Source organism: Modestobacter altitudinis (assembly GCF_005930475.1).
GTDB lineage: Bacteria > Actinomycetota > Actinomycetes > Mycobacteriales > Geodermatophilaceae > Modestobacter > Modestobacter altitudinis.
The window spans coordinates 46,389-71,771 of sequence record NZ_SJEW01000004.1 but is presented as its reverse complement, the minus strand read 5'-3'; the positions used below and the strand labels follow the sequence as shown (position 1 = coordinate 71,771).

Below are 25,383 nucleotides of genomic sequence, written 5' to 3'. Positions count from 1 at the left end.
AGGCCATCGGACGGCCCCGTGGCGGTGTCCGCGCTGTGCGACATCGTCGGACAGCGCACCTCGTCGCCGGTGCGCCCCCCGACCTACCGTGGAGCCAGAGGCCACATCGACGTGCGCCGGCCGGCGCTAGGAGAGTCCGCATGACCGCAGTACGCCCGCTCGGACCCGACCAGCGCGCCCAGGCATGGGCCGACCTCGCTGCCGGTGAGTTCGAGGTCCTCGTCGTCGGCGGTGGGGTGACCGGTGCCGGGGTGGCGCTCGACGCGGCCACCCGCGGCCTGCGCACCGCCCTGGTGGAGGCCCGCGACTTCGCCAGCGGCACCTCCTCCCGCTCGTCCAAGCTCTTCCACGGCGGGCTGCGCTACCTGGAGCAGTTCGACTTCGGGCTGGTCCGGGAGGCGCTGCACGAGCGCGACCTCTCGGTGAACCGGATCGCGCCGCACCTGGTCAAGCCGGTGCCCTTCCTCTACCCGCTGACCCACCACGTGTGGGAGCGGCCCTACGTGACCGCAGGTCTGGCGCTCTACGACGGGCTGGCCCGGCTGGGCGCCCTCGCCGAGCCGATGCCCGGTCAGAAGCACCTCACCCGCACCGGGGCCAGGCGGCTGTTCCCGGCGCTGAAGGAGGACGCGCTGGTCGGCGCCGTCCGCTACTACGACGCCCAGGCCGACGACGCCCGGCACACCCTCACCGTGGCGTTGACCGCGGCCGCCTACGGCGCGACCGTGCTCAACTCCGCCGAGGTCGTCTCCTTCACCCACGCCGGTGGCCGCGTGGTCGGTGCCCGGGTCCGCGACGTGGAGACCGGGAGCGAGGTCGACGTCCGCAGCGAGGTCGTGGTCAACGCGACCGGGGTGTGGACCGACGACGTGCAGACGCTGGTGGGCGGCCGTGGCCGCTTCCACGTGCGGGCGAGCAAGGGCGTGCACATCGTCGTCCCGCGGGACCGGATCAACGGCGAGACCGGCATCATCCTGCGCACCGAGAAGTCGGTGCTGTTCGTCATCCCGTGGGGCAGCCACTGGATCATCGGCACCACCGACACCGACTGGTCGCTGGACAAGGCGCACCCGGCGGCGTCCAAGGCCGACATCGACTACATCCTCGAGCACGTCAACCGGGTGCTCTCGGTGCCGATCACGCACGCGGACATCACCGGCGTCTACGCCGGGCTGCGCCCGCTGCTGTCCGGGGAGGAGGAGTCGACCAGCCAGCTCTCCCGGGAGCACGCGGTCGCGCGTCCGGTGCCCGGGGTGATCGCCGTCGCCGGCGGCAAGTACACGACCTACCGGCCGATGGCCGCCGACGCGGTGGACGCCGTCGCCGACGACGTGTCCCGTCCGGTGCCGCCCAGCGTCACCGAGAACATCCCGCTGGTCGGCGCCGAGGGCTACGCGGCGATGGTCAACTCCCTGGACGGCCTCTCCCAGCGCTGGGGCATCCCGCACTTCCGCGCCGAGCACCTGCTCAACCGGTTCGGCTCGCTCACCCCCGAGGTGCTCGCCCTGGCCCAGGACGCCCCGGAGCTGCTGCTGCCGGTGCCCGGCGCCGAGGAGTACCTGATGGTCGAGATGGTGTGGGGCGCCGCGCACGAGGGGGCGCTGCACCTCGACGACCTGCTCGCCCGCCGCACCCGGATCTCGATCGAGACCCCGCACCGGGGTGTCGAGTCGGCCGAGCCGGTGGCCCGGGCGGTCGCGGGGGTGCTGGGCTGGGACGCCGAGCGGATCGCCAACGAGGTGGACAGCTACCGGGCCCGGGTGGAGGCCGAGCGGCGGTCGCAGGAGGCCGCCGACGACCTGGAGGCCGACGCCGCGCGGGTCGCCGCACCCGACACCCGCGCCGTCGCCGTGGGCCGCGCCCTGCACTGAGGTGGACGTCGTCGGGCTGGTCCGGGAACTGGTCGGGCGACCGACCGTCTCCGGGGACGCCGCGGCCCAGCGCGGGGTGCTGGGCACGGTCACCGACGTGCTCACCGCGGCGGCACCGCACCTGCAGGTGCAGGAGGGCGCCGACCGGGAGCAGCCCTGGACGCTGCTGACCTCGGCCACCGACCCGGTCCGGCCGCGGCTGCTGGTGGCCTGCCACGTCGACACGGTGCCCGCTGCCGACCCGGCCGGCTGGCAGCGGGACCCGTTCGGCGCCGAGGAGGAGGACGGCCGGATCTGGGGCCGCGGCGGCTCGGACATGAAGGCCGGTCTGGTGGCCGCCGCGGCGGCGGTCGCCGGCGCCGACCCCTCGGTGCCGGTCGCGCTGCTGCTGACCAGTGACGAGGAGATCGGCTCCCGCGGCGCGGCGGCGGCGGCCGGTGCGGTGGCCGACCTGGCGGTCGGGGCGGTCGTCGTCCCGGAGGCGACCGGCAACCGGGTCGTGCTCGGGCACCGCGGCGCGCTCTGGGTGGCGGTCCGGACGGCGGGCGCCGCCGCGCACGGCAGCACCCCCCAGCGCGGGCACAACGCGCTGCTGGACCTGGTCGCCGTGCTGGGCCGCGCGGGCGGGGAGCTGCCGCTGTCGTCCGAGCCGTTCCTGGGCGCGGAGACCTGGAACCCCGGCGTGCTGCGCAGCGGCACCGTGCCCAACGTCGTCCCGGACCGGGCCGAGGCCGTCATCGACCAGCGGACCGTCGGGGACGGCAGCGCCCTGCTCGCCTGGTGGCGCGCGCAGCCGGAGGTCAGCGGGGTCGAGGTGCTCGTCGACCTGCCGCCGGTCCGGACCCCGCCGGACGACCCGTGGGTGGCCGGGCTCCCCGCGCCGGTCGAGCCCTCCCCCGCCACCTACTTCACCGACGCCTCGGTGCTGGGGGCGGTCACCGGTCCCGCGCCGGTCGTCGTCTGGGGCCCGGGGACGCCCGCGGTCATGCACGCCACCGACGAGTACGTGGAGGTCGCCGAGGTCGAGCAGGCCGTCCGCGCGCTCAGCACCGTGCTCGGCTCCTGGCCGGTCTGATCGGGGTTCCACGTGGAACCGGGGGCATGATGCGGGGATGAACGACTTCGATCTGGTGCTGCCGACGGCGGTCGACGTCCGCGAGGTGGGCATGCGGGACGGCCTGCAGCTCGAGGAACCGCTGCCGCTGGCCGCCAAGCTGCAGATGCTGGAGGCGCTGGTCGCCACCGGGGTGCGGCGGATCGAGGTGACCTCGTTCGTCTCGCCCAAGGCCGTGCCCGCGCTGGCCGACGCCGACCAGCTGGCCGCCGAGCTGCACCGGTTCGACGGCGTGCACTTCTCCGCGCTGGTCGCCAACCCGCGGGGGGCGGTCCGCGCGGTCGACGCCGGCCTGACCTCCCTGGAGTACGTCGTCTCGGCGTCGGACTCGCACAGCCGGGCCAACGCGGGCCGCTCGACCGCCGCCGCGGTGGCCGCGGTGGGCGAGATCGCCGAGCTGGCGCACGGCGCCGGCGGCGGGCTGGAGGTCATCGTGGCCACCGCCTGGGACTGCCCCTTCGACGGCCGCACCCCGATCGCCCGCACCGTCGACGTCGCCCGTGCCGCGGTCACCGCCGGCGCCGACCAGCTCTGCCTGGGCGACACGATCGGCACCACCACCCCGGTGCGGGTGGTCCGGCTGCTCGACGCCGTCCGCCGGGCCGCCCCCGGCACCCCGCTGGGCGCCCACTTCCACGACACCCGCGGCACCGGTCAGGCCAACGCGCTGGCCGCCCTGCAGGCCGGGGTCACCCAGCTCGACGCGTCGGTCGGCGGGCTCGGCGGCTGCCCGTTCGCCCCAGGGGCCAGCGGCAACATCGCCACCGAGGAGCTCGTCTACTGGCTCGACGACGCCGAGGTGTCCACCGGCATCGACCTGGACGCCCTGCTGACCGCCGCGGCGGTCACCGAGCGCGCCGTGCGCCACGAGCTGCCCAGCTCGCTGCACCGCGCCGGTGGCCGGAACGTCCCCCGGGGCGCCGTGGTGGGATCGACCGCGTGAGCGCAGGAGCCCACGTCCCCCCGGCCGTGGTCGACCCCCGGGTCATGCGCGACGTGCTGGGCCACTTCGTCTCCGGCCTCACCGTGGTGACCGCGATGGGCGCCGACGGGCCGGTCGGCTTCACCTGCCAGTCGTTCAGCTCGCTGTCGCTGGACCCGCCGCTGGTGGCCTTCGCCCCCGCGCGCACCTCGTCCACCTGGCCCCGGCTGCGCGACGCCGGCCGGTTCTGCGTGAACGTCCTCGCCGAGGAGCAGAGCGGGTTGTCCCGCCAGTTCGCCCGCAGCGGCACCGACAAGTACGCCGGGGTCAGCTGGGCGCCGAGCCCGTACGGCTCCCCCGTGCTGGACGGCGTCGTCGCCTGGATCGACAGCGAGCTGTGGGCCGAGTACGACGGCGGTGACCACACGATCGTCGTCGCCCGGGTGCTCGACCTCGGCGCGGACGCCTCCCGCAGCCCGCTGCTGTTCCACCGCGGTGCCTACGGCCTCCAGCAGAAGGGCGGCCTCTAGTCGAAGCGGAGCGCGAGCACCGCGACGTCGTCCCGGCGGTCGGGGTGCGGGCCCACCGCGTGCCGGCACAGGTCGGCCGGGGTCGCGTCGACCGGTGCGTCGGCCAGCCGGGCCGCCAGCGCGGCGATCCCCTGGTCGAGGTCCTCGCCCGGGCGCTCGATCAGCCCGTCGGTGTAGGCGATCAGGGTCGAGCCGGCCGGCACCTCGAGGACCAGGGACTCCCGCTGGTGGGTGGCGTCCACGCCGATGAGCAGCCCGGTCACCTCGTGCACCACCTGCACCGAGCCGTCGAGCCCGCGGAGGACGACCGGCGGGTGCCCGGCGTTGGCCAGCTCCAGCCGCCACGGCTCGCCGGCGGCGGTGGGGCGCTCGGCCCGGGCGTAGACCATCGTGGCCATCGGCGCGACGTGCAGCCCCTGCACCAGCCGGTCGACCCGGCCGAGGACCTCGCCCGGGTCGGTGTCGGGGGCGTCCCAGGCGCAGGCCCGCAGCAGCCCGCGCAGGTGCCCCATCGCCGCGGCGGCGGTGACGTCGTGCCCGACGACGTCCCCGACCGCGATGCCGACGGCGCCGTCGGGCAGGTGCAGCAGGTCGTAGAAGTCGCCGCCGACCTCGGCCGCGGTGGAGGCGCTGAGGTAGGCCGCCGCCGCCGTCACACCCGGGATGGTGGGCAGGTCGGGCAGCAGTGAGCGCTGCAGCGTCTCGGCGACGGTGTGCTCCTGCTGGTAGAGCCGCACGTTGTCCATCGCCATCGCGGCACGGCGGGACAGGTCGCGGGCCAGGTCGACGTCCTCGCGGCTGAACGTCCGGTCCTCGCTGGTCGCCACCAGCACCAGCGCGCCCAGCATCCGGCGCCGGGCGACCAGCGGGAGGCTCATCACCGAGCTGCCGCCGAGCCGGCGGAACAGCGCGGCGGTCTCCGGCAGCGGGAAGACCCGGTCGACCCACTCCGGGGTGACGCGGTCGACGAGCACCGACTCGCTGGTGCGGAGCGACCGGCGGGTGGGTGAGCTCTCCGGGAGGTTGCCGAGGTGCAGCGCGGCCAGCTGGGCCAGCTCGGCCCGGAAGCCCTCCCGGTGCCGGTGGGCGGTCTCCTGCACCGCGCCGTGCTCGTCGACCAGGGTGAGGAAGACCCAGTCGGCCAGCAGCGGCACGCACAGCGACGCCAGCCGGTCGGTCAGGTCCGCCATGTCCAGGGTCGCGCTGAGCGTGCTGGTCGCCTCGGCCATGAGCGCGAGCCGGCTCTGCGCGAGCTCGGCCTCCACCCGGGCGGCGTCGGCGGCGGCGTGCGCCTCCTCGGCGTCCCGGCGGGCGGCCCGCTCGGCGGCGAAGGCGACCCGGCGGTCGTCCTCCACCCGGACCCGCTCGGTGACGTCGCTCTGCACGCCCACGAAGCTGACCAGCTCGCCCTCGCCGTCGAAGACCGGCGTGATCGACAGCTGGTTCCAGAACGCCGAGCCGTCCTTGCGGTAGTTGAGCAGCGTGGTGGTGATCGGCCGCTGCTCCCGCAGCGCCTCGCGGACCTCGTCGACGACCGCGCGATCGGTCGCCGGCCCCTGCAGGAAGCGGCAGTTCCGGCCGACGCTCTCCTCGTAGCCGTACCCGCTGATCCGGCTGAAGGACGGGTTGACCCAGACCAGCGGGTTGTCCTCCTGGCGCGGGTCGGTGATGGTGAACGCGATGTCGGTGGCGACGACGGCACGCGCGCGGAGCGCCTGCAGCACGGCCTCGGGGTCCTCGGATCTCGCGGGCTCGTCGATCTGCAGGAACACCACCAGGGAGAGCCGCTGCTCGCTGTCGGTCTCGGACAGCGGGAAGCCGGTCACCCACAGCACCTGGTCGGAGCCCGACACCGCGCCGGCGGCCCGCTGCTCGTCGGAACTGCGCTGCGGGGAGAGCCGGACCGCCTCACCGACGACCGGCCGCCCCTCGGCCACCAGCGACAGCGGGCTGGAGGTGCTGGCGAGCGGGGCGGAGCCCAGGTCGGTGAGCCCGGCCGACGCTCCCCAGGTGTCCACCGGCACCGGGAGCCGGACGTTGCCGGCCAGCTCGATCGCGGCCTTGTTGGCGTAGACGACGTCCCCGGCGGTCTGGTCGATCACCAGCACCGCGACCGGGACGTCGGACAGGACGTCGGGCAGCGCGGCCTGCGCCGCCCGCGTCGTGTCGGTACCGGAGACGGCCACCTCGGCGGCACCGACGATGTTCGCCTGGCGCTGGACCGATGACGGCGCGGAGTCGACCACCACGAGGCTCTCGGCGAGCGCGGAGGTGGCCTCTGGCGGGACGGCGCCGGCGGGCGCCCCTGGGTGTCGCTGGAACGGCACGCGGTGATCTTACCGATGGGTTCGGTTGCGCACCATCGACAGGGGACGGGCTGGTCGGCCCTGCGTAGCGTCGTCGGCGGCACCGCGGGGTAGGGACCGGGCCGCACACCACGAGAGAGGACGCGTCATGGGACTCCTGAGCCGGCTCTTCGGCCGGGACCGCGGACAGGGCTCGCCCTACGGTCCCGGCTCCACCGACCCCTACGCCGAGCAGGGCTACGGCTACGCCCAGCAGCCCCAGCAGCAGCCGCAGCGGCCGGCGTCGCGGGGGCAGAGCGAGGACGAGCGCGCGATCGAGCGGTACCGCTACCTGCTGCGCACCGCTCCTCCGGACCAGGTGGAGGCCGCGCACGCGGAGGCCTTCGGCAAGCTCACCCCCGAGCAGCGCCGGCAGGTGCTCGACCAGCTGTCCGCGGCGGTGCCGGCCGGTGAGCGGCCGCGCGGCGACGACCCGCGGAGCCTTGCCCGGGCCGCCACCCGGGCGGAGTTCCGCCAGCCCGGGTTCCTCGAGCGCACCTTCAGCGGCGGCGGTGGCGGGTACGGCGGGGGCTACGGCCGGAGCGGTTACGGCGGCGGTGGCTACGGCGGCGGTCACGGCGGCGGCATGGGCGGCATGGGCGGTGGCATGGGGATGGGCAGCATGATCGGCGGCAGCCTGCTCGGCACCGTCGCCGGCGTGGTCGTCGGCTCGGCGGTGGCCGACGCGCTGTTCGACACCGGCCTCGGCGACGGCGGCCTGTTCGGCGGCGGTGACGAGGAGGCCTACGCCGACGGCTACCAGGACGGCGAGCAGGCCGACGACGGCGGCGGCGACGGTGGTGGTGGCGACGGTGGTGACGCCGGCGGGGACTACGACGCGGGCGGCTCCGACGGCGGTGGCTTCGACGGCGGTGGCTTCGACGGCGGTGGCTTCGACGGCGGCGGGGACTTCGGCGGCGAGTTCTAGTCAGCCCTGCCGGCGGCCTCCTCGGCCTGGTGTCGCAGCCACAGCAGGCCGAGGACCGGCAGGACCAGCGGGATGAACCCGTAGCCCCGGCCGTAGCCGGACCACACGGTGTCGTCGGGGAAGGCCGCCGGGTCCACCAGCGACAGGGTGCCCACGACCAGCACCCCGAGCAGCTCCACCGAGCAGGCGGCCACCGCGGTCCGCCGACCGCCCTGGCCGCCCCGGGCCAGCCCGACCGCGGCGGCGACGTAGACGACCGCGGCCAGGGCGGACAGCAGGTAGGCCAGCGGTGCCTCGTCGAACTGGACCGCCAGCTGGACGGCGGCCCGGGCACCGGCGGCGAGCGCGAACACCGCGTAGACGGCGACCAGCACCCGCCCCGGCCCCTGCGCGGGGCCCTCAGCCACGGGTGACCTCCCACAGGTCGAGGAGACGCCAGACCATCACCGCGACGGCCAGCGCGGCCACCCCGAGCACGGTCCCCGCCCAGCGGGTCGGCTCGGTGCGGGCCCACAGCAGGCCCGCGACCGGCAGCAGCACGACGCTGACCAGGTAGGCGAGGAACGTGGCCAGCTCGACCGGCCGCTGACCGCCGACCAGCGCGGCGGTGGCCACGACCGCCTGCACGACGAGCAGCAGCTCCAGCAGCGCGGTCGTGGCCAGGTGCGCCGTGCCGATCCGCCGGCGCAGCGCGGTGCTCAGCCCTCCCAGGGCGGCGAGGGCGACGGCGACGACGCTGATCGCGACGACCAGCGGGGTGCTCACCCTGGCGAGGGTAGTGAGCCGGTCAGCGGTGCACGGAGGACATGTCCGGGTAGCGGTCGCCGACGGCGGCACCGGCCGGCGCGGCCTCGTCCAGCGCGCGCACGTCGTCGTCGGTCAGCTCGACGTCGGCGGCGCCGGCGTTCTCCTCCAGGTAGCCGACCCGCTTGGTCCCCGGGATCGGCACCACCGTGGGGTTGCCCGCCCGGCCCGACTGCGCCATGACCCAGGCCAGCGCCAGCTGGGTGGCGGTCACGCCCTTGCCCTCGGCGAGCTCCCGCACCCGGTCGACCAGCTCGAGGTTCTTCGCGAACGCCTCGCCCTGGAAGCGCGGGTTGTGCCGGCGGAAGTCGTCGGCGTCGAGGTCGTCGACGCTGCGGATCTGGCCGGACAGGAAGCCGCGGCCGATCGGGGAGTAGGCGACGAACCCGATCCCGAGCTCGGCGCAGGTGGCCAGCACCCCGTCGTCCTCGGGGTCCCGGGTCCACAGCGAGTACTCGGTCTGCACCGCGGTGACCGGCTGGACGGCGTCCGCCCGGCGGATCGTCTCCGGCGCGGCCTCGGAGATGCCGGCGTGCCGGATCTTCCCGGCGTCCACCAGCTCCTTGAGCGCGCCCCAGGTGTCCTCGATCGGCACGCTCGGGTCGACCCGGTGCTGGTAGTACAGGTCGATGACGTCGACACCCAGCCGCTGCAGCGAGGCGTCGCAGGCCCGGTGCACGTACTCCGGGGTGCCGTTGATGCGCACGAACGAGCCGTCCTCGCCGCGCTCGTTGCCGAACTTGGTGGCCAGCACCACCTCGTCCCGCCGGCCGGCGATCGCCGTGCCCACCAGCCGCTCGTTGGTGAACGGGCCGTACATGTCGGCGGTGTCGAGGAAGGTGACGCCGAGGTCGAGGGCGCGGGCGATGGTGCGCTCGGCCTCGGCCTGGTCGCCGGTGCCGTAGAACTCGCTCATCCCCATGCAGCCCAGGCCTTGGGCTGCGACGGTCAGGTCGCGGAGCTGTCGGATCTGCATGCCCGCTCCCCTGCCCGTTCCTCCCCGGGAGCAACCAGCGGAACCGCTCCGGCTGCGCGAGGGACCGGCGTCGTCCCCTAGGGTCGGGGGGCACGCACGGGCTGCTCAGCAGCACCGATGAGGACCGGAGGTCGCAGGTGGGGGCGGACAGCCCGGTGGTCGTGGTCGCCAACCGGCTCCCGGTGGACCAGGTGACCGAGCCCGACGGCACGACCCGGTACCAGCGCAGCCCCGGGGGCCTGGTCACCGCGCTCGAGCCCTTCGTCGCCGGCCGCGGTGGGGCCTGGGTCGGCTGGTCCGGCGCCGCGGGGGACGCCCCCGAGCCCTTCGAGTCCGGCGGGATGCACCTCGTGCCGGTGCCGCTGTCGGAGGAGGAGGTCGACCGCTACTACGAGGGCTTCTCCAACGCCTCGCTGTGGCCGCTCTACCACGACGTCGTCGAGAAGCCGGAGTACCACCGCACCTGGTGGGACACCTACGTGCAGGTCAACAAGCGGTTCGCCGACCGCGCTGCCGAGGTGGCCGCCGAGGGCGCGATCGTCTGGGTGCACGACTACCAGCTGCAGCTGGTGCCCGCGATGCTCCGGCAGCGCCGACCCGACCTCACCATCGGCTTCTTCCTGCACATCCCCTTCCCGCCCTACGAGCTGTTCACCCAGCTCCCCTGGCGCTCGGCGATCATCGAGGGGCTGCTCGGCGCGGACCTCATCGGCTTCCAGCAGCCCGCCGGGGCGACCAACTTCGTCAACCTGGCCCGCCGGCTGCACGACCTGCCGGCCAAGGGCAGCACGGTCAGCTACGACGGCCGCACGGTGACCGCCAAGGCCTTCCCGATCTCCATCGACGTCGCCGCCTTCGACGAGCTCGCCAGCTCCCCCGAGGTGCTGGCCCGGGCGGCGGAGATCCGCGAGGAGCTCGGGCAGCCGGAGAAGATCGTGCTCGGGGTGGACCGGCTGGACTACACCAAGGGCATCACCGTCCGGCTCGAGGCCTTCCAGGAGCTCCTGGAGGACGGCGCGATCGAGGCGCCGGCGACGACCTTCGTGCAGGTGGCCACGCCCAGCCGGGAGCGGGTGGAGCACTACGTCACGATGCGCGAGACGATCGAGCAGCAGGTGGGCCACATCAACGGCCTGTACGGCTCGATCGCCGGGTCGGCGGTGCGCTACTTCAACCAGTCGATGCCCCGCGAGGAGCTCGCCGCCATGTACCGGGCGGCCGACGTCATGCTGGTCACCCCCTACCGCGACGGCATGAACCTGGTCGCCAAGGAGTACGTCGCGGCCCGCGGCGACCTCGGCGGCGTGCTGGTGCTCAGCGAGTTCGCCGGCGCGGCCGCCGAGCTCAAGCAGGCGCTGCTGGTCAACCCGCACGACATCGACGGGGTGAAGAAGCAGCTGGTGCGGGCTTTGCGGATGGACCCGGCCGAGGGGGCCAAGCGGATGCGCGCGATGCGCCGGCACGTCGCCCGGCACGACCTGGACCACTGGGCCAACTCGTTCTTCGAGTCGCTCGAGGCCCGGGCCTGACCGTGCTCGACGCGGAGCTCGGCGCGGCGCTGGACGAGCTGTCCCGGCGGCGACCGCTGCTGCTGGCCAGCGACTACGACGGCGTGCTGGCCCGGCTCCGGGACGACCCGTCGGCGGCGGTGCCCGAACCCGGCATCGCTGAGCTGCTCGGCCGGCTCGCCGCGGTCGAGGGCGTCACCGTCGCGCTGGTCAGCGGGCGCGGGGTCGAGGACCTCCAGCGCACCAGCGGGCTGACCGGACCGTTCCGCTGGGTCGGCAGCCACGGCGCCGAGTACGACGGGCCGCTGGCCGGTGAGCTGGCCGCCCGTCGTGACGCGCTCGCCGCGGCGCTCGCCCCGCTGGTGGACGCCGTCCCGGGAGCCCGGCTCGAGGTCAAGCCGGCCAGCGCCGCGGTGCACGTGCGCACCGTCGCCGACCGGGGCGCCGCGCAGCAGCTGCTCGCCGACGCGGCCGCCGGGCCCGGTGCGGCCCCGGAGCTGACCGCGAAGCCCGGCAAGGACGTGCTCGAGCTGGCCGTGACCGACGCCGACAAGGGCTCGGCGCTGCTCCGGCTGCGGGACGAGCTGGGTGCCGCCGGCGTCCTGTACCTCGGTGACGACGTGACCGACGAGGACGCGTTCCGCGCGCTCGGCGCCGGGGACGTGACGATCAAGGTCGGCGCAGGCGACACCGCAGCCGGGCACCGGGTCGAGGACCTCTCCGGGGTGCGTGCGGCGCTCGAGCGGCTGGCCGCCACCCTCCCCGCCTGACCGTCCCCGCCTTCCGTCGCTGACGGAACGCCGCTTCGCCCCGTCACACCCAGCGCAGCAGCCCCATCCGCGGTCACGGTCCCCGTCGGCGCTGCCGATCAGGTCGAGAGCACCGGTGGGTGCGAAGAGATGTCGACATGACCGTTCATGACCATTCTCAGCACCTCACCGATGAATTCGAAAAAGGTCGGCGCGCGCCGTTTTCCCAACTGGAACGGCGGGAGAGCGTGCCGAAGAACCACTTGCTGAGCGGGGTGAGCCCGACAGTGCGCATCAAGGGGATGAGGCAGGCGTGGAAGGTCTGGACGACATCGTCGAGGAGTTCCTCGTGGAGAGTCACGAGAACCTCGACCAGCTGGACCAGGACCTGGTGGCCCTGGAGCAGGACCCGCGGTCGCGGGAACGGCTCTCGAGCATCTTCCGGACGATCCACACCATCAAGGGCACGAGTGGGTTCCTGGCCTTCAACAAGCTGGAGGAGATCGCCCACGTCGGGGAGAACCTCCTCTCCCGGCTGCGGGACGGCGCCCTGGACCTCACGCCATCACGCACCAGTGCGCTGCTGCAGATGACCGACACCATCCGCGCCCTGCTCGCGGAGATCGAGTCCAGCGGTGGCGAGGGGTCGGTCGCCGTGGCCGGCACCGTCACCGTGCTCAGCGCCGCCCTCGAGGACGGCCCGGCCGAGTCCGCCGTCGAGGCGGCCGCCGCCGTGGTCGAGGCCGAGGCCGCCGTGGTGGAGGCCGAGGCCGTCACCGAGGCACCGGCCGAGACGCCGGCGCCCGCGCCGGTCAAGAAGCCCGTCGCCAAGAAGGCACCGGCCAAGCGGGCCTCCCGGGCGAAGGTCGCCGTCCCGGCGCCCGCCCCGGTGCCCGCGGTCGAGAACATCCCCGCGCCCACGCCGCCGGTCGCCGGGCCGGCGCCCGTCGCCGAGATCCCCCAGGAGGCCCCTGTGGCACCGGTCCCCGTCGCCCAGGCCCTGGGTGCCGAGGCGCCCACCGGGCTCGCCCCCGAGCCCGGGACGCCCGAGGCGCAGCCCAAGGGACGCGGCGTCGCCGAGAGCACCATCCGCGTCGACGTCGACCTGCTGGACAACCTGATGCTGCTCGTCGGTGAGCTGGTGCTGACCCGCAACCAGATCGTCCAGTACGTCGGCCGGCAGAACGACCAGGACCTGATCCGCGCATCGCAGCGCCTCAACCTGATCGCCAGCGAGTTGCAGGAGAGCGCGATGAAGACGCGCATGCAGCCGATCGACCACATCTGGTCCAAGCTCCCCCGCGTCGTCCGCGACCTCGGCCTGCAGTGCGGCAAGGCCGTGCGGCTGGAGATGGAGGGCAAGGACACCGAGCTGGACAAGACCCTGCTCGAGGCGGTCAAGGACCCGCTGACCCACCTGGTCCGCAACTCCGTCGACCACGGTGTCGAGGACACCGCCGGCCGCGCCGCCGCGGGCAAGCCCGCCGAGGGCGTGCTCACGCTCCGCTCGCGTCACGAGAGCGGCCAGGTCGTGGTCGAGGTCGCCGACGACGGAGCCGGCATCGACCCGGTCAAGATCGGTCGCAAAGCCGTCGAGAAGGGCCTCATCACCGCCGACGCGCTGGCCCGGATGGGCCCGCAGGACCTCCTGCAGCTGATCTTCCTGCCCGGCTTCTCCACTGCTGCCGCGGTCACCAACGTCTCCGGCCGCGGTGTCGGCATGGACGTGGTGAAGACCAACATCGAGGGCATCGGCGGCACCATCGAGGTCGAGTCGACCGTGGGTCGGGGCACCGTCATGCGGCTGCGCATCCCGCTGACGCTGGCGATCGTCCCGGCACTGACCATCGAGTGCGCCGGCGACCGCTACGCCATCCCGCAGATCAGCCTGCAGGAGCTCGTCTCCCTGGACGCCGAGAAGGCCGCCTCTGCTGTCGAGGACGTCGGCGGTGCGTCGGTCTACCGGCTGCGCGGCGAGCTGCTCCCCCTGGTCCACCTGGCCGACGTGCTCGGCCTGCCCTCCGACCGGCACGACGGGCACGTGGTCATCGCCGTCCTGAGCTCGGAGGGACGCCGCTTCGGGCTGGTGGTCGACCGGGTGATCAACACCGAGGAGATCGTGGTCAAGGCGGTGAGCGGCCAGCTCAAGCAGATCGGCCTCTACTCCGGGGCGACCGTGCTCGGCGACGGCGCCGTGGCACTCATCCTCGACGTCCAGGCGCTGGCCCGTCGGGCCCTGCGGACCGAGACCACCGACCGCCAGGAGCACCGGCTGGCGGCCGCCGCGGCGGCCGCCTCGGTCTCCGAGCGGCAGCGGATGCTGCTGGCCGCGATCGGCGGCGGCCGGCGGGTGGCGATCCCGCTGGACACCGTCACCCGGCTCGAGCAGGTGCGCAGCGAGACCGTCGAGCGGGTCGGTTCCCGCGAGGTCGTGCAGTACCGCGGCGCGATCCTCCCGATCGTCCGGCTGGACCGGCACCTGGGCGCCTTCGGCGACTCCGAGCGCGAGGTCCTCGAGGTCATCGTCTACGCCGACCACGGCCGCAGCGTGGCCATCGTCGTCGAGGAGATCCTCGACATCGTCGACGGCGAGGCCGCGGTGCAGAGCGACATCGACGACCTCGGCCTGCTCGGCTCGGCGGTCATCGGTGACCGGGTCACCGAACTGCTGGACGTCCGCGCGGCCATCCTCGCCGCCGACCCGGCCTTCTACACGCCGGCCCCGGGGAGCGCGCCCGCCGCCCTGGACATCGACAGCAGCGCCTTCGGCTTGGACGGCGCCCCCCTCACCCAGTACTCGGAGGTCTGACCGTGAGCACCGCCACCGCAGCCCGCACGATGCCCGCCACGAGCCAGCTCGCCACCTTCTGGCTGGACGGCGACCTCTTCGGTGTGGAGGTGGAGCACGTGCAGGAGGTGCTCCGCAGCCAGAGCATGACCCGGGTGCCGCTGGCCCCCCCGGCCGTCGCCGGCCTGATCAACCTCCGTGGCCAGGTCGTCACCGCGATCGAGCTCCGCGAGCGGCTGGGCCGCAAGCCCCGGCCGGAGGGCCAGGAGGCCGTCGTCATCGTCGTCCGGCTGCACGGTGAGGCCGTCAGCCTGCTGGTCGACAGCATCGCCGACGTCGTCGACGTCGACGTGCGTGACTTCGAGGCACCGCCGGACACCCTGGACGGCGCCGGCCGCGAACTGATCCGGGGCGCCTACAAGCTCTCCGGCCAGCTGCTCCTCGCCCTCGACGTCAACCGGGCCGTCGGCACCTGACGGAACACCTCCAGCACGGCCACCCAGCACCACACGGACCACCCCCGCCCCGCCCACTGCCCTCGTAAGGACCTGAACATGACCAACGTCGCCCTGCCCTCCCGGCGGCTCGGGTGGTTCGCCGACCGACCGATCGGCGTGAAGATCGGCGCGGTCATCGCGCTGCTCGCCGTCGTCGTCCTCGGTACGAACCTGCTGGCCGTCAACCGCCTCAACGACATGCGCGCGGGCCAGGAGCAGATCTACACCGAGAACCTCAAGCCGCTGAACGACCTGTCCGCCGTCCAGCGCGCGTTCGCCGCCTACCGGTCCCGGGTGCTCCAGTACGCCGTCTACAGCGCGGCCGACCGGCCGACCCTGCTCACCGAGATGGACGAGAAGCAGGCTGACATCGCAGCGGCCTTCGACGACTACTCCCCCTTCGTCGTCAACGCCGCAGCGGTCACGTCCTTCCAGGACGGCGTCGCTGCCTACGTCACCACGAACAAGACCCAGCTGTTCCCCGCCGCGGACGCCGGCGACCTGGCGACGTACGCGGCGCTCTACCAGACCGTCACGCAGGACCAGCTCGACGTCATCGCCCAGGGCCTCGAGGACGAAGGACTGGCCCAGTCCGCAGAGGCTGCCGACCGCAACGCCGAGGCGGCTGCGGCGGCGAGCAGCTCCATCCGGCTGCTGCTGATCACCTCCATCGTCGCGATCATCGCGGCTGCCGCGCTGGCCTTCCTGGTCATCCGCCGGATCCTGGCCACGGTCCGCTCGGTGCAGACCTCCGTGGAGGCCATGGCCAACGGCGACCTGACCGTGTCGCCCACCGTCCGGGACCACGACGAGATCGGCCGGATGGCCGAGTCGCTCGCCTCCGCCCAGACCAGCCTGCGCTCGGTGATGGCCGCCGTCGTCGCCTCCTCGGACGCGGTCGCCGCGGCCTCGGAGGAGCTGTCGGCCTCCTCGGCGCAGATCTCGGCCTCGGCCGAGGAGACCTCGGCCCAGTCCGGTGTCGTCTCCGCCGCCGCCGACGAGGTGTCCCGCAACGTGGCCACGGTCGCCGCCGGCGCCGACCAGATGGGTGCCTCGATCCGGGAGATCAGCCAGAACGCCAACGAGGCCGCCCGGGTCGCCGCCCAGGCCGTCGCCGAGGCCGAGACCACGAACGCCACCGTGGTCAAGCTCGGTGACTCCTCGCGGGAGATCGGCAACGTCGTCAAGGTCATCACCTCGATCGCCGAGCAGACCAACCTGCTGGCCCTGAACGCCACCATCGAGGCGGCCCGTGCCGGGGAGGCCGGCAAGGGCTTCGCGGTGGTCGCCAACGAGGTCAAGGAGCTGGCCCAGGAGACGGCCCGGGCCACCGAGGACATCGCCCGCCGGGTCGAGGCCATCCAGGGCGACACCTCCGGTGCGGTGGACGCGATCGGCCGGATCTCGGAGATCATCGGCTCGATCAACGACTACCAGCTCACCATCGCCTCCGCGGTGGAGGAGCAGACCGCGACCACCAACGAGATGTCCCGGTCGGTGCAGGAGGCCGCCGGCGGTTCGACGGAGATCGCCACCAACATCACCGGCGTCTCGACCGCGGCCAGCAGCACCACCCAGGCGCTCGGACAGACCCGCCAGGCCGTCGACGAGCTCTCCCGGATGGCCAGCGACCTGCGCACGACGGTGGCCCGTTTCTCGTACTGACACAGAATGCACCGACGCACCGACCCCCGCGGCCGCTGCCCCGCCCCCTTCCCCGGGCGAGGTGGCGGCCGCGGTCATCTCCGGGGCCTTTCCGCCGTCCTTTCTGGTATCGGATGGACGACACGCGCCAGGAAGCGGTAATCGCGGTTACCGCTTCCCTCACCATGGTGGCAGAACGTCGTTCTGCCACCATTCCTGAGCGTTGCGAACGGCCTTTCTCTCAGCGCGAGGGAATGGGTTTTGCACCAGGGAATGGTCGCCACTCCCCGGCACCACCGCCCTGTCCGCCCGCTCATCCACCCCGGAGAACCGTCATGCGCCCCTCCGCTCCGAACCGCCGGCTCGGCTGGTTCGCCGACCGTCCCCTGGCCGTGAAGTTCGCCCTGCTGCTCGGCGTCGTCGTGCTGGCGTTCGCCGCGCTCCTCACGACGCTGCTGGTCTCGAACGCCGAGGTCAGCGACGCCCGGCACGACGCCACCCACCTCAACGACGCCGAGGGCCTCGTCCTGCAGTTGGACACCCGGGCGAGCGAGTTCAAGGTCGACGCCTTCCGGGCGCTGGTCCGCCCCGACCCGGGCGCCGAGCTGCCCAACCTCGCCGACGACGTGGCGACCGCACAGGACCTGCTGGCCCACCTGGGGGCCATCCCGCTGGACGGCGCCGCCGCCGACACGACGGCGGCCCTCGGGGACAGCTTCGGCGCCTACACCGACGCCATCTCCGCGATCGTCGACGCCGCGGTGGCCGACCAGGCCAGCGCCCAGGCCGGCTACGACGAGATCCAGACGGCCAACGACGTCACCGACGCCGCCGTGGGAGAGGCGAAGGACGCGCTGTCGGCGGCCACGGACGCCGCCGAACAGCGGATGGCCGACGCGATCAGCAGCGCCGACCGGCTGGGGAGCGCCGCGGTCGCCGTGGGGCTGGTGCTGATCGTCGGGCTCGGGCTGCTCACCCTGCGCTCGCTCGCCGGGCCGATCGGCCGGGTGGAGGCGTCGCTGGAGGCCATGGCCGGCGGTGACCTCACCGTGGCCTCGGGCGTGGTCGCGCGCGACGAGGTGGGCCGGATGGCCGCGGCACTGGACACCGCCCAGGAGCACCTGCGCTCGGTCATCGCCGGCGTCGCCTCCTCGGCCGACGCGGTGGCGGCTGCTTCGGAGGAGCTGTCGGCGTCCTCGGCGCAGATCTCGGCGTCGGCGGAGGAGACCTCCGCGCAGTCCGGTGTCGTCTCCGCCGCCGCGGAGGAGGTCTCGCGCAACGTGGCCACGGTGGCCGCCGGAGCGGAGGAGATGGGTGCCTCGATCCGGGAGATCAGCCAGAACGCCAACGAGGCGGCCCGGGTCGCTGCCCAGGCCGTCGGTGAGGCCGAGGCGACCACGGTGACGATCACCAAGCTGGGGACGTCGTCCCAGGAGATCGGCGCGGTGGTCAAGGCGATCACGAGCATCGCGGAGCAGACGAACCTGTTGGCGCTGAACGCCACGATCGAGGCGGCCCGGGCCGGCGAGGCCGGCAAGGGCTTCGCGGTGGTCGCCAACGAGGTCAAGGAGCTGGCGCAGGAGACCGCCCGGGCCACCGAGGACATCGCCCGGCGGGTCGAGGCGATCCAGGGTGACACCACCGGTGCGGTGGACGCGATCGGCCGGATCTCGGAGATCATCGGCTCGATCAACGACTACCAGCTGACCATCGCCTCGGCGGTGGAGGAGCAGACCGCCACGACCAACGAGATGTCCCGGTCGGTGCAGGAGGCCGCCGGCGGGTCCACCGAGATCGCCATGAACATCACCGGGGTCTCCTCGGCGGCGGGTTCCACCACCCAGGCGCTCGGCCAGACCCGCCAGGCGGTCGACGAGCTGTCCCGGATGGCCAGCGACCTGCGGGGGAGCGTCGCCACCTTCACCTGGTGACCCCGGCCGCGCAGCCTGACGGCCGCCATTCCCGCCACCGGTGGCGCGGAATGGCGGCCGTCGTCGTTGTCCGGGAACCGGCGGACCGGTGTCGACAAGTTCCCCCCGTGGGCGGGCCACCGCACTTTCTCGCCATTCCGGACAGGGCGAACACAGTTCCGGTACAGGAAGGTCGCAGCAATCCGAGAATGGTCGTGAACCCGATCGTGACGCGGCCCACGAGGAGCGCACGGAGACCGTCCGCCCCGCCGAGCACCGACGCCCGGGCGTCCCACCAGGAGAGACACCATGACCACGTCACCGCAGCACACCGCCGACCCCGCTCCCGCGCCGCGCGCCCTCTGGGGCGACCGGGGCGTGCGCACGAAGATCCTCGCTGCGGTGGGGGTCGCCGGGGTCGTCGCCGCCGGCGTGGGGGTCATGGGCCTGTCCGCACTCGGGTCCTCGGCCCAGACCAGCCAGGCGCTCTACGAGAGCAACATCGCCGGCATCAGCGCCGCCGACGACATGATGGTCACCCTCGGGGAGGGCCGCCGGCTGATCCGGGACGTCCTGATCACGCCCGACCGGGCCGGTGGCCAGCAGGCGCTGGACGCCTTCGCGGCGCTGGAGGACACCTTCCACCAGCAGGTCGACGCCTACGGCGACTCCCTCCCCACCCCGGACAAACTCGCCCTGGTGGCCCAGGCCAGTGACTCCTTCGACCAGTACGTCGCGGCCGGCACGACGGTGCTCGGGCCGATGGCGTTGGCCAACGACGTCCCCGGCTTCTTTGCGGCCAACCAGACTCAGGCATCGCCCCTGGCCCAGCAGGCCGCCGACAACCTGAACAAGGTCCGTGGACTGGAGTCGGCCGAGGCCAAGGAGGCGGCCGCCGGCGCCCAGGCCCAGTACGAGTCGCAGCGTACGTCCGCCGTGGCTCTGCTGGTCGCCGGGCTGGCGGTGGCCCTGGGCGTCGGGCTCGCGGTCGCCCGCACCATCGCCCGCGGTGTGGGCGCGGTGAAGCGGGTCGCCGACGCACTCGCCGACGGTGACCTCACGAAGAGCAGTGGTCTGCGCACCAGTGATGAGCTGGGGCAGATGGGTGCATCCCTCGACTCCGCCATCGGCAACCTGCGCCGGCTGGTGGCCTCGGTCGCCGACTCGGCCGACGCCGTCGCGGCGTCCTCGGAGGAGCTGTCGGCGTCCTCCAGTCAGATCTCGGCCTCGGCCGAGGAGACCTCGGTGCAGTCCGGGGTGGTGTCGGCCGCCGCGGAGGAGGTCTCCCGCAGCGTGAGCACGGTCGCGGCCGGCGCGGAGGAGATGGGGGCTTCGATCAGGGAGATCAGCCAGAACGCCAACGAGGCGGCTCGGGTCGCGGCGCAGGCGGTCACCGAGGCGGAGGCGACGACCGAGACGATCACGAAGCTGGGCATCTCGTCGCAGGAGATCGGCAACGTGGTGAAGACGATCACCAGCATCGCCGAGCAGACCAACCTGCTGGCGCTGAACGCCACCATCGAGGCCGCGCGGGCCGGCGAGGCCGGCAAGGGCTTCGCGGTGGTCGCCAACGAGGTCAAGGAGCTGGCCCAGGAGACGGCGCGGGCGACCGAGGACATCGCCCGCCGGGTGGAGGCCATCCAGGGCGACACGTCGGGTGCGGTGGCCGCGATCGGCCGGATCTCCAGCGTCATCGGCTCGATCAACGACTACCAGCTGACCATCGCCAGTGCAGTGGAGGAGCAGACCGCGACGACCAACGAGATGTCCCGGTCGGTGCAGGAGGCCGCGGGCGGCTCGACCGAGATCGCGCAGAACATCACCGGCGTCTCGACCGCCGCCGAGTCGACCACCCAGGCGCTCTCGCAGTCCCGGCAGGCCGTCGACGAGCTCTCCCGGATGGCCAGCGACCTGCGCACGACGGTGGGCCGCTTCACCTACTGAGCGAAGGCTCCACAGAGCCGCGCGGACCGTCGGTCCGCGCGGCTCTGTCGCGTCCGGTACCGCGGGGAAGTGGGACAGCCGAGAAGGGTGGTGCACCACCTGATGACGCCCTACTTCCCGGAGGACATCCTGTGATCGTCACTCGCCGAACGCACCGAATCGGGTGGTGGCGGGACCTGCCCGTCGTGTGGAAGGTCGGGTCCACGGCGTTGTGCGGACTACTGGTCGCACTCGTCGTCGGCGGGGTGGGGCTGGCACGGATGGCCGCTCTGGACACGACGGGCACCTGGCAGCGGTCGAGCACGTCCGCCGTGGAGCAGTTGGCGACCGCGAACACCGCCTTCCTGCAGACGCGGCTGGACGCGTACGCGATCCTCTTCGCCGCAGCCGAGAACCGTGCTGCGGCCGCGCAGAAGCTGATCGACGACGACGCGGCACTGGACGCGGCGCTGGCGAGCTACGCCGCGCTGGGGGTGTCGGTGCCCGAGGTCGACGCCATCGCCCCGCTGGTGGGCCAGTACCGGACGATCCGGGCACAGGGCCTGCTCGGCGCGGCGGTGGCCGGGGACGTGGCGGCGTTCCATGCAGCCCTGCCCCAGGTCAAGGACCTGGGCACCCAGACCGTGGATGCCTTCACGACCGCCCGGGCCGCCCAGCAGTCCGCCGCGACCACCGTGCAGGAGGCCGCCCACGACGAGTACCTCACCTCCCGGGGGCAACTGGCCCTCGCCATCGCCCTCGGGGTGGTGCTCACCGCACTGGTCGGCCTCCTGGTCGCTCGCGCCGTCACCCGCCCGCTGACCAGCATCCGCGACGGGCTCCGGGCGCTGGCGGCCGGCGACCTGGTCACCCGGACGGACGTCGACCGGCGCGACGAGCTGGGGCAGACGGCGGTGGCGCTGGACGAGGCGCAGGACCAGCTGCGAGCGGTGATCACCGCGGTCGCTGCGTCCTCGGATGCGGTGGCGGCTGCTTCGGAGGAGCTGTCGGCGTCCTCGGCGCAGATCTCGGCGTCGGCGGAGGAGACCTCCGCGCAGTCCGGTGTCGTCTCCGCCGCCGCGGAGGAGGTCTCGCGCAACGTGGCCACGGTGGCCGCCGGAGCGGAGGAGATGGGTGCCTCGATCCGGGAGATCAGCCAGAACGCCAACGAGGCGGCCCGGGTCGCTGCCCAGGCCGTCGGTGAGGCCGAGGCGACCACGGTGACGATCACCAAGCTGGGGACGTCGTCCCAGGAGATCGGCGCGGTGGTGAAGGCGATCACGAGCATCGCGGAGCAGACGAACCTGTTGGCGCTGAACGCCACGATCGAGGCGGCCCGGGCCGGCGAGGCCGGCAAGGGCTTCGCGGTGGTCGCCAACGAGGTCAAGGAGCTGGCGCAGGAGACCGCCCGGGCCACCGAGGACATCGCCCGGCGGGTCGAGGCGATCCAGGGTGACACCACCGGTGCGGTGGACGCGATCGGCCGGATCTCGGAGATCATCGGCTCGATCAACGACTACCAGCTGACCATCGCCTCGGCGGTGGAGGAGCAGACCGCCACGACCAACGAGATGTCCCGGTCGGTGCAGGAGGCCGCCGGCGGGTCCACCGAGATCGCCATGAACATCACCGGGGTCTCTTCGGCGGCGGGTTCCACCACCCAGGCGCTCGGCCAGACCCGCCAGGCGGTCGACGAGCTGTCCCGGATGGCCAGCGACCTGCGGGGGAGCGTCGCCCGGTTCATCTTCTGAGTGACCACCGTTTCGACGCTGCGTGACCGGGCACTGACGGTGCGAGACGAACACGCGGTCGCCACCTGCTCGGTGTCCTGCGGGCGGGTGACGACCGCGTGGCGCTCGGTGGGCTGGGCGCCCACGATCGTCCTCACCACTTCCCTGGAGGCGACGTGCCCTACTCCCTGGTCAGCGCAGCGACGCTCGGCTTCGACCTGGTCCGACTGCCCGCCGGTGGGCAGGTCGCCGACGTGCTGCTGACCGGCCTCGGTGCCGACGCCGCGACCCTGCACCGGCTCGCCGCGGGGCATCCGGCCACCGGCCGCCCCGACGCGGAGCGCGCAGCCCTCGCCTTCCGCGCCCGCCGGGCCCACGAGTTGGCCGCCGCCGGCGTGCCGCAGCTGCGGGACATGTCCGCCCCGAGCGGGGACGCCGACGACCGGTCCGCCCGCCTGGTCGCTCTGCTCGAGCGCAGCACGATCGGCAACACCCCGGCCCTCGAGCGGCTGGTGCGCGACGACGTCCTCGGCCCGGAACACTCCGTCGTCGCCGACCTCGACCCGGCCGTCGCCACCCTGGCCGCCGACGTGCTGGCCGACGCCGCCACCGGCTGGTGGGCCGCCGACGCGCTGGCCGACGAGGTGCGGCACGAGCTGACCGGCCCGTACACCACCGTCGCCGCCTGGGAGCCCTTCCCGCAGCCCGACCTCGGGCCGGCCACCTCCGCGCTGGCCGAGCTGCTCGGCGAGCTGAGCACCCTGGACGAGACCGGACGCCACCGCTGGCGGCTGGCCGTCGACGCCACCCGCGCCCAGCGGCGTCCCTGGGCGGCGGCCATGCACGGCGCGGCCTGGGCCGCGCACGTCTCCGGGCGCACCCGCACCCTCGCTGCTGCCCAGCTGATGGCGGTGTCGGCCTTCACCGCCGGCGGCTTCTCGGCCCGGGACGGCGCCGAGGGCGTGTGGAACGCGCTGGCCGGCTGCGTGCAGGGCCTGGCCATGAGCGACCTGTTGGACGAGGAGTCGCTGCTGGTGCTCGGCGCCCCTTGGCAGATGGTGACGGGCAGGTCGCTCCCGCTCGTCGGGTGATGCTCAACTTCCCCGCGCGATCCCGCTCAAGAACGCATCGGCTGGTGCCGATGAGGTTGTGAGCGGCCCACCGGCCGGAACATCGGCTGCGGGGGAACGCGTGGAGAAGATCAAGGTGATGGTCGTCGACGACTCGGTCGTCGTACGGAAGATCGTGACCGACGTGCTGTCCGCGGACCCGATGATCCAGGTCGTCGGCACTGCGGCGAACGGCCGGCTGGCCGTGGCGAAGCTCGAGCAGCTCAAGCCCGACCTGGTCACGATGGACATCGAGATGCCGGACATGAACGGCATCGAGGCGGTGCGCGCGATCCGCGCCACTCGCAGCCGCGTGCCGATCATCATGTTCAGCACGCTCACCGAGCGCGGTGCGTCGGCCACCCTGGACGCGCTGAGCGCCGGGGCCAACGAGTACGTCACCAAGCCGGCCAACGTCGGCAGCGTGGCGCAGTCGATGGAGAGCGTGCGCCAGCAGCTCATCCCGAAGATCAAGGCCCTGACCGGCCGGCCCCAGACCAGCGGCCCCGCGGCCGCCCCGGTCGCGGCCGCCGTCCCGGTCCGCCCCCCGGTGGCGCGCACCGTCGCCCCCAAGGAGCCCGCCGTCCTGGTGATCGGCTCCTCGACCGGCGGCCCCGAGGCGCTGACCAAGGTGCTGCCCCTGTTGCCGGCGTCCCTGCCGGTGCCGGTGCTGCTGGTCCAGCACATGCCCCCCGTCTTCACCCGGCAGTTCGCCCAGCGGCTGGACCGGCTGTGCCCGCTCACCGTGGTCGAGGCCACCGACGGCACCCCGCTGGCGCCCGGCACCGTGCACATCGCCCCCGGCGACTTCCACCTCACCATCGGCAGCAGCGGTGCCAGCAAGCGGACCGCGCTGAACCAGGCTCCGCCGGAGAACTTCTGCCGCCCGGCCGTCGACGTCCTCTTCCGCTCCGCGGTGGCCGCCTACGGCGGTGCGGTGCTGGGCGTCGTGCTCACCGGCATGGGCTCGGACGGGCGCATCGGCTCGGGTCAGATCCGGGACACCGGCGGCAGTGTCATCGCCCAGGACCAGGCCACCTCGGTGGTCTGGGGCATGCCCGGCGCCGTCACCCAGGCCGGGTTCGCCGACGAGGTCGTGCCGCTGGACCGGGTCGCCGAGGCGATCATCCGGCTGCTCCCCACCCCGCGTCCCGCCGCGAGCTTCGCCGCGGCCCGCACCGGCGCCGCCGCCGGGATCGGAGGCCGTCGTTGAGCCTCACCGCGACCAGCTTCGACTGGGTGCGCCAGCTGGTGCACCGCGAGAGCGCCATCGTCCTGCAGCCCGGCAAGGAGTACCTGGTCGAGGCCCGGCTGCTGCCGATGGCCCAGCAGCGTGGCCTGTCCGGCGTGAGCGAGCTCGTCGAGGCGGTGCGCAACCGCCCCGACCCGGCCACCACCCGGCGGATCGTCGAGGCGCTGACCACCAACGAGACGTCCTGGTTCCGGGACGGCGACCCCTTCACCTCGCTCACCGGCACGGTGCTGCCCCAGCTGGTGGCGGCCCGGCGGCCCGACGAGCGGCTGCAGATCTGGTCGGCGGCCTGCTCGAGCGGGCAGGAGGCGTACACGATCGCGATGCTGCTGTCCGACGCGCTGCCCAACGCCGCGACCCGGGTGTCGATCACCGCGACCGACCTGTCCCGGGCGATGGTCGAGCGGACCCGCGCGGGCCGGTTCAGCCAGCTCGAGGTCAACCGTGGTCTGCCCGCCTCCATGCTGGTGCGGCACTTCACCCGGGCGGGCAACGAGTGGGAGATCTCTCCGACCCTGCGCCGGATGATCACGGCCAGCGAGTGCAACCTCGCCGCACCGCTGCCCCGGCTGGGCCCGTTCGACGTGGTCTACCTGCGCAACGTGCTCATCTACTTCGACCTGCCCACCAAGCAGGCGATCCTCGGCCGCGTCCGCCAGCTCATGCGCCCCGACGGGTGGCTGTTCCTGGGCGCTGCGGAGACGACGCTCGGCGTCGACGAGAACTGGGAGCGGGTCGTCCTCGGCCGCGGCTCCGCGTACCGCCCACGGAAGGGAGCCTGAG

Annotated in this window: 20 protein-coding genes; 16 read left to right on the top strand and 4 right to left on the bottom strand. The window is 73.5% G+C overall.

Going from position 1 to position 25,383, the window contains the following annotated elements:
- Nucleotides 1–140: 140 nt before the first annotated feature.
- From FHL79_RS02830 to FHL79_RS02815, 4 genes are read left to right on the top strand one after another with little or no spacing between them, the layout of a single operon-like run.
- The gene (locus FHL79_RS02830) at nt 141–1,871 is read left to right on the top strand and encodes a glycerol-3-phosphate dehydrogenase/oxidase (RefSeq protein WP_138757112.1); all 1,731 of its coding nucleotides are present in this window, start codon (nt 141–143) and stop codon (nt 1,869–1,871) included.
- A 1-nt stretch (nt 1,872) separates the two neighbouring features.
- Nucleotides 1,873–2,946, top strand: coding sequence for a M20 family metallopeptidase (locus FHL79_RS02825; RefSeq protein WP_138757111.1), 1,074 nt, complete (start codon nt 1,873–1,875; stop codon nt 2,944–2,946).
- 37 nt (nt 2,947–2,983) lie between these two features.
- On the top strand, nt 2,984–3,928 hold the full coding sequence (locus tag FHL79_RS02820; protein ID WP_138757110.1) for a hydroxymethylglutaryl-CoA lyase: 945 nt from the start codon (nt 2,984–2,986) through the stop codon (nt 3,926–3,928).
- Complete coding sequence (locus FHL79_RS02815; protein ID WP_246080276.1) at nt 3,925–4,437, top strand: flavin reductase family protein; 513 nt, start codon at nt 3,925–3,927, stop codon at nt 4,435–4,437. The genes FHL79_RS02820 and FHL79_RS02815 overlap by 4 nt, the downstream gene beginning before the upstream one ends.
- Here FHL79_RS02815 and FHL79_RS02810 read toward each other — a convergent pair.
- The gene (locus FHL79_RS02810; protein ID WP_138757109.1) at nt 4,434–6,764 is read right to left on the bottom strand and encodes a SpoIIE family protein phosphatase; all 2,331 of its coding nucleotides are present in this window, start codon (nt 6,762–6,764) and stop codon (nt 4,434–4,436) included. The genes FHL79_RS02815 and FHL79_RS02810 overlap by 4 nt on opposite strands.
- A gap of 127 nt (nt 6,765–6,891) precedes the next feature.
- Here FHL79_RS02810 and FHL79_RS24910 point away from each other — a divergent pair, with 127 nt between their 5' ends.
- Nucleotides 6,892–7,710 carry a hypothetical protein gene (locus FHL79_RS24910; protein ID WP_171057975.1) on the top strand — a complete coding sequence of 273 codons (819 nt, stop codon included), beginning with the start codon at nt 6,892–6,894 and terminating at the stop codon, nt 7,708–7,710.
- On the opposite strand, the gene FHL79_RS02800 is transcribed toward FHL79_RS24910, so the two are convergent.
- The 3 genes from FHL79_RS02800 to FHL79_RS02790 are packed head-to-tail and all read right to left on the bottom strand — an operon-like array spanning nt 7,707 to nt 9,490.
- A complete protein-coding gene (locus FHL79_RS02800; protein ID WP_138757108.1) occupies nt 7,707–8,117 on the bottom strand; it encodes a hypothetical protein in 411 nt (136 codons plus the stop codon). The two genes, FHL79_RS24910 and FHL79_RS02800, sit on opposite strands and share 4 nt — an antisense overlap.
- Nucleotides 8,110–8,475, bottom strand: a complete 366-nt coding sequence (locus FHL79_RS02795; RefSeq protein ID WP_138757107.1) for a hypothetical protein — start codon at nt 8,473–8,475, stop codon at nt 8,110–8,112. Before FHL79_RS02795 ends, FHL79_RS02800 begins: the two co-directional genes overlap by 8 nt.
- A gap of 22 nt (nt 8,476–8,497) precedes the next feature.
- On the bottom strand, nt 8,498–9,490 hold the full coding sequence (locus tag FHL79_RS02790; protein ID WP_138757106.1) for an aldo/keto reductase: 993 nt from the start codon (nt 9,488–9,490) through the stop codon (nt 8,498–8,500).
- Nucleotides 9,491–9,627: 137 nt separating this feature from the next.
- On the opposite strand from FHL79_RS02790, the gene FHL79_RS02785 reads away from it, so the two are divergent.
- The 11 genes from FHL79_RS02785 to FHL79_RS02735 all read left to right on the top strand — a co-directional run bounded on the left by FHL79_RS02785 (nt 9,628) and on the right by FHL79_RS02735 (nt 25,382).
- The gene (locus FHL79_RS02785) at nt 9,628–11,019 is read left to right on the top strand and encodes an alpha,alpha-trehalose-phosphate synthase (UDP-forming) (RefSeq protein WP_281283848.1); all 1,392 of its coding nucleotides are present in this window, start codon (nt 9,628–9,630) and stop codon (nt 11,017–11,019) included.
- A gap of 2 nt (nt 11,020–11,021) precedes the next feature.
- The gene (gene otsB / locus FHL79_RS02780) at nt 11,022–11,768 is read left to right on the top strand and encodes a trehalose-phosphatase (protein ID WP_138757104.1); all 747 of its coding nucleotides are present in this window, start codon (nt 11,022–11,024) and stop codon (nt 11,766–11,768) included.
- Between the two features lie 292 nt (nt 11,769–12,060).
- Nucleotides 12,061–14,556 (top strand): chemotaxis protein CheA, encoded by a 2,496-nt coding sequence (locus tag FHL79_RS02775; RefSeq protein ID WP_138757103.1) that lies wholly within the window; start codon nt 12,061–12,063, stop codon nt 14,554–14,556.
- Nucleotides 14,557–14,558: 2 nt separating this feature from the next.
- Nucleotides 14,559–15,011, top strand: coding sequence for a chemotaxis protein CheW (locus FHL79_RS02770; RefSeq protein ID WP_246080274.1), 453 nt, complete (start codon nt 14,559–14,561; stop codon nt 15,009–15,011).
- Between the two features lie 78 nt (nt 15,012–15,089).
- Nucleotides 15,090–16,697 carry a methyl-accepting chemotaxis protein gene (locus tag FHL79_RS02765; protein ID WP_138757102.1) on the top strand — a complete coding sequence of 536 codons (1,608 nt, stop codon included), beginning with the start codon at nt 15,090–15,092 and terminating at the stop codon, nt 16,695–16,697.
- 314 nt (nt 16,698–17,011) lie between these two features.
- Nucleotides 17,012–18,607, top strand: a complete 1,596-nt coding sequence (locus FHL79_RS02760) for a methyl-accepting chemotaxis protein (RefSeq protein ID WP_138757101.1) — start codon at nt 17,012–17,014, stop codon at nt 18,605–18,607.
- Nucleotides 18,608–18,895: 288 nt separating this feature from the next.
- Nucleotides 18,896–20,530, top strand: coding sequence for a methyl-accepting chemotaxis protein (locus FHL79_RS02755; protein ID WP_138757100.1), 1,635 nt, complete (start codon nt 18,896–18,898; stop codon nt 20,528–20,530).
- Nucleotides 20,531–20,715: 185 nt separating this feature from the next.
- Nucleotides 20,716–22,260: a methyl-accepting chemotaxis protein gene (locus tag FHL79_RS02750; RefSeq protein WP_246080272.1), complete on the top strand. Its 1,545-nt coding sequence runs from the start codon at nt 20,716–20,718 to the stop codon at nt 22,258–22,260.
- A gap of 155 nt (nt 22,261–22,415) precedes the next feature.
- Nucleotides 22,416–23,330, top strand: coding sequence for a hypothetical protein (locus tag FHL79_RS02745; protein ID WP_138757098.1), 915 nt, complete (start codon nt 22,416–22,418; stop codon nt 23,328–23,330).
- A gap of 100 nt (nt 23,331–23,430) precedes the next feature.
- Nucleotides 23,431–24,561, top strand: a complete 1,131-nt coding sequence (locus FHL79_RS02740) for a protein-glutamate methylesterase/protein-glutamine glutaminase (protein WP_138757097.1) — start codon at nt 23,431–23,433, stop codon at nt 24,559–24,561.
- A complete protein-coding gene (locus FHL79_RS02735; protein ID WP_138757096.1) occupies nt 24,558–25,382 on the top strand; it encodes a CheR family methyltransferase in 825 nt (274 codons plus the stop codon). Before FHL79_RS02740 ends, FHL79_RS02735 begins: the two co-directional genes overlap by 4 nt.
- The last annotated feature ends 1 nt before the right edge of the window (nt 25,383 follow it).

Coding starts and splice junctions, on each gene's coding strand:
- FHL79_RS02830 (WP_138757112.1), top strand. CDS start 141: ATGACCGCAGTACGCCCGCTCGGACCCGACCAGCGCGCCCAGGCATGG.
- FHL79_RS02820 (WP_138757110.1), top strand. CDS start 2,984: ATGAACGACTTCGATCTGGTGCTGCCGACGGCGGTCGACGTCCGCGAG.
- FHL79_RS24910 (WP_171057975.1), top strand. CDS start 6,892: ATGGGACTCCTGAGCCGGCTCTTCGGCCGGGACCGCGGACAGGGCTCG.
- FHL79_RS02790 (WP_138757106.1), bottom strand. CDS start 9,490: ATGCAGATCCGACAGCTCCGCGACCTGACCGTCGCAGCCCAAGGCCTG.
- FHL79_RS02765 (WP_138757102.1), top strand. CDS start 15,090: ATGACCAACGTCGCCCTGCCCTCCCGGCGGCTCGGGTGGTTCGCCGAC.
- FHL79_RS02760 (WP_138757101.1), top strand. CDS start 17,012: ATGCGCCCCTCCGCTCCGAACCGCCGGCTCGGCTGGTTCGCCGACCGT.
- FHL79_RS02755 (WP_138757100.1), top strand. CDS start 18,896: ATGACCACGTCACCGCAGCACACCGCCGACCCCGCTCCCGCGCCGCGC.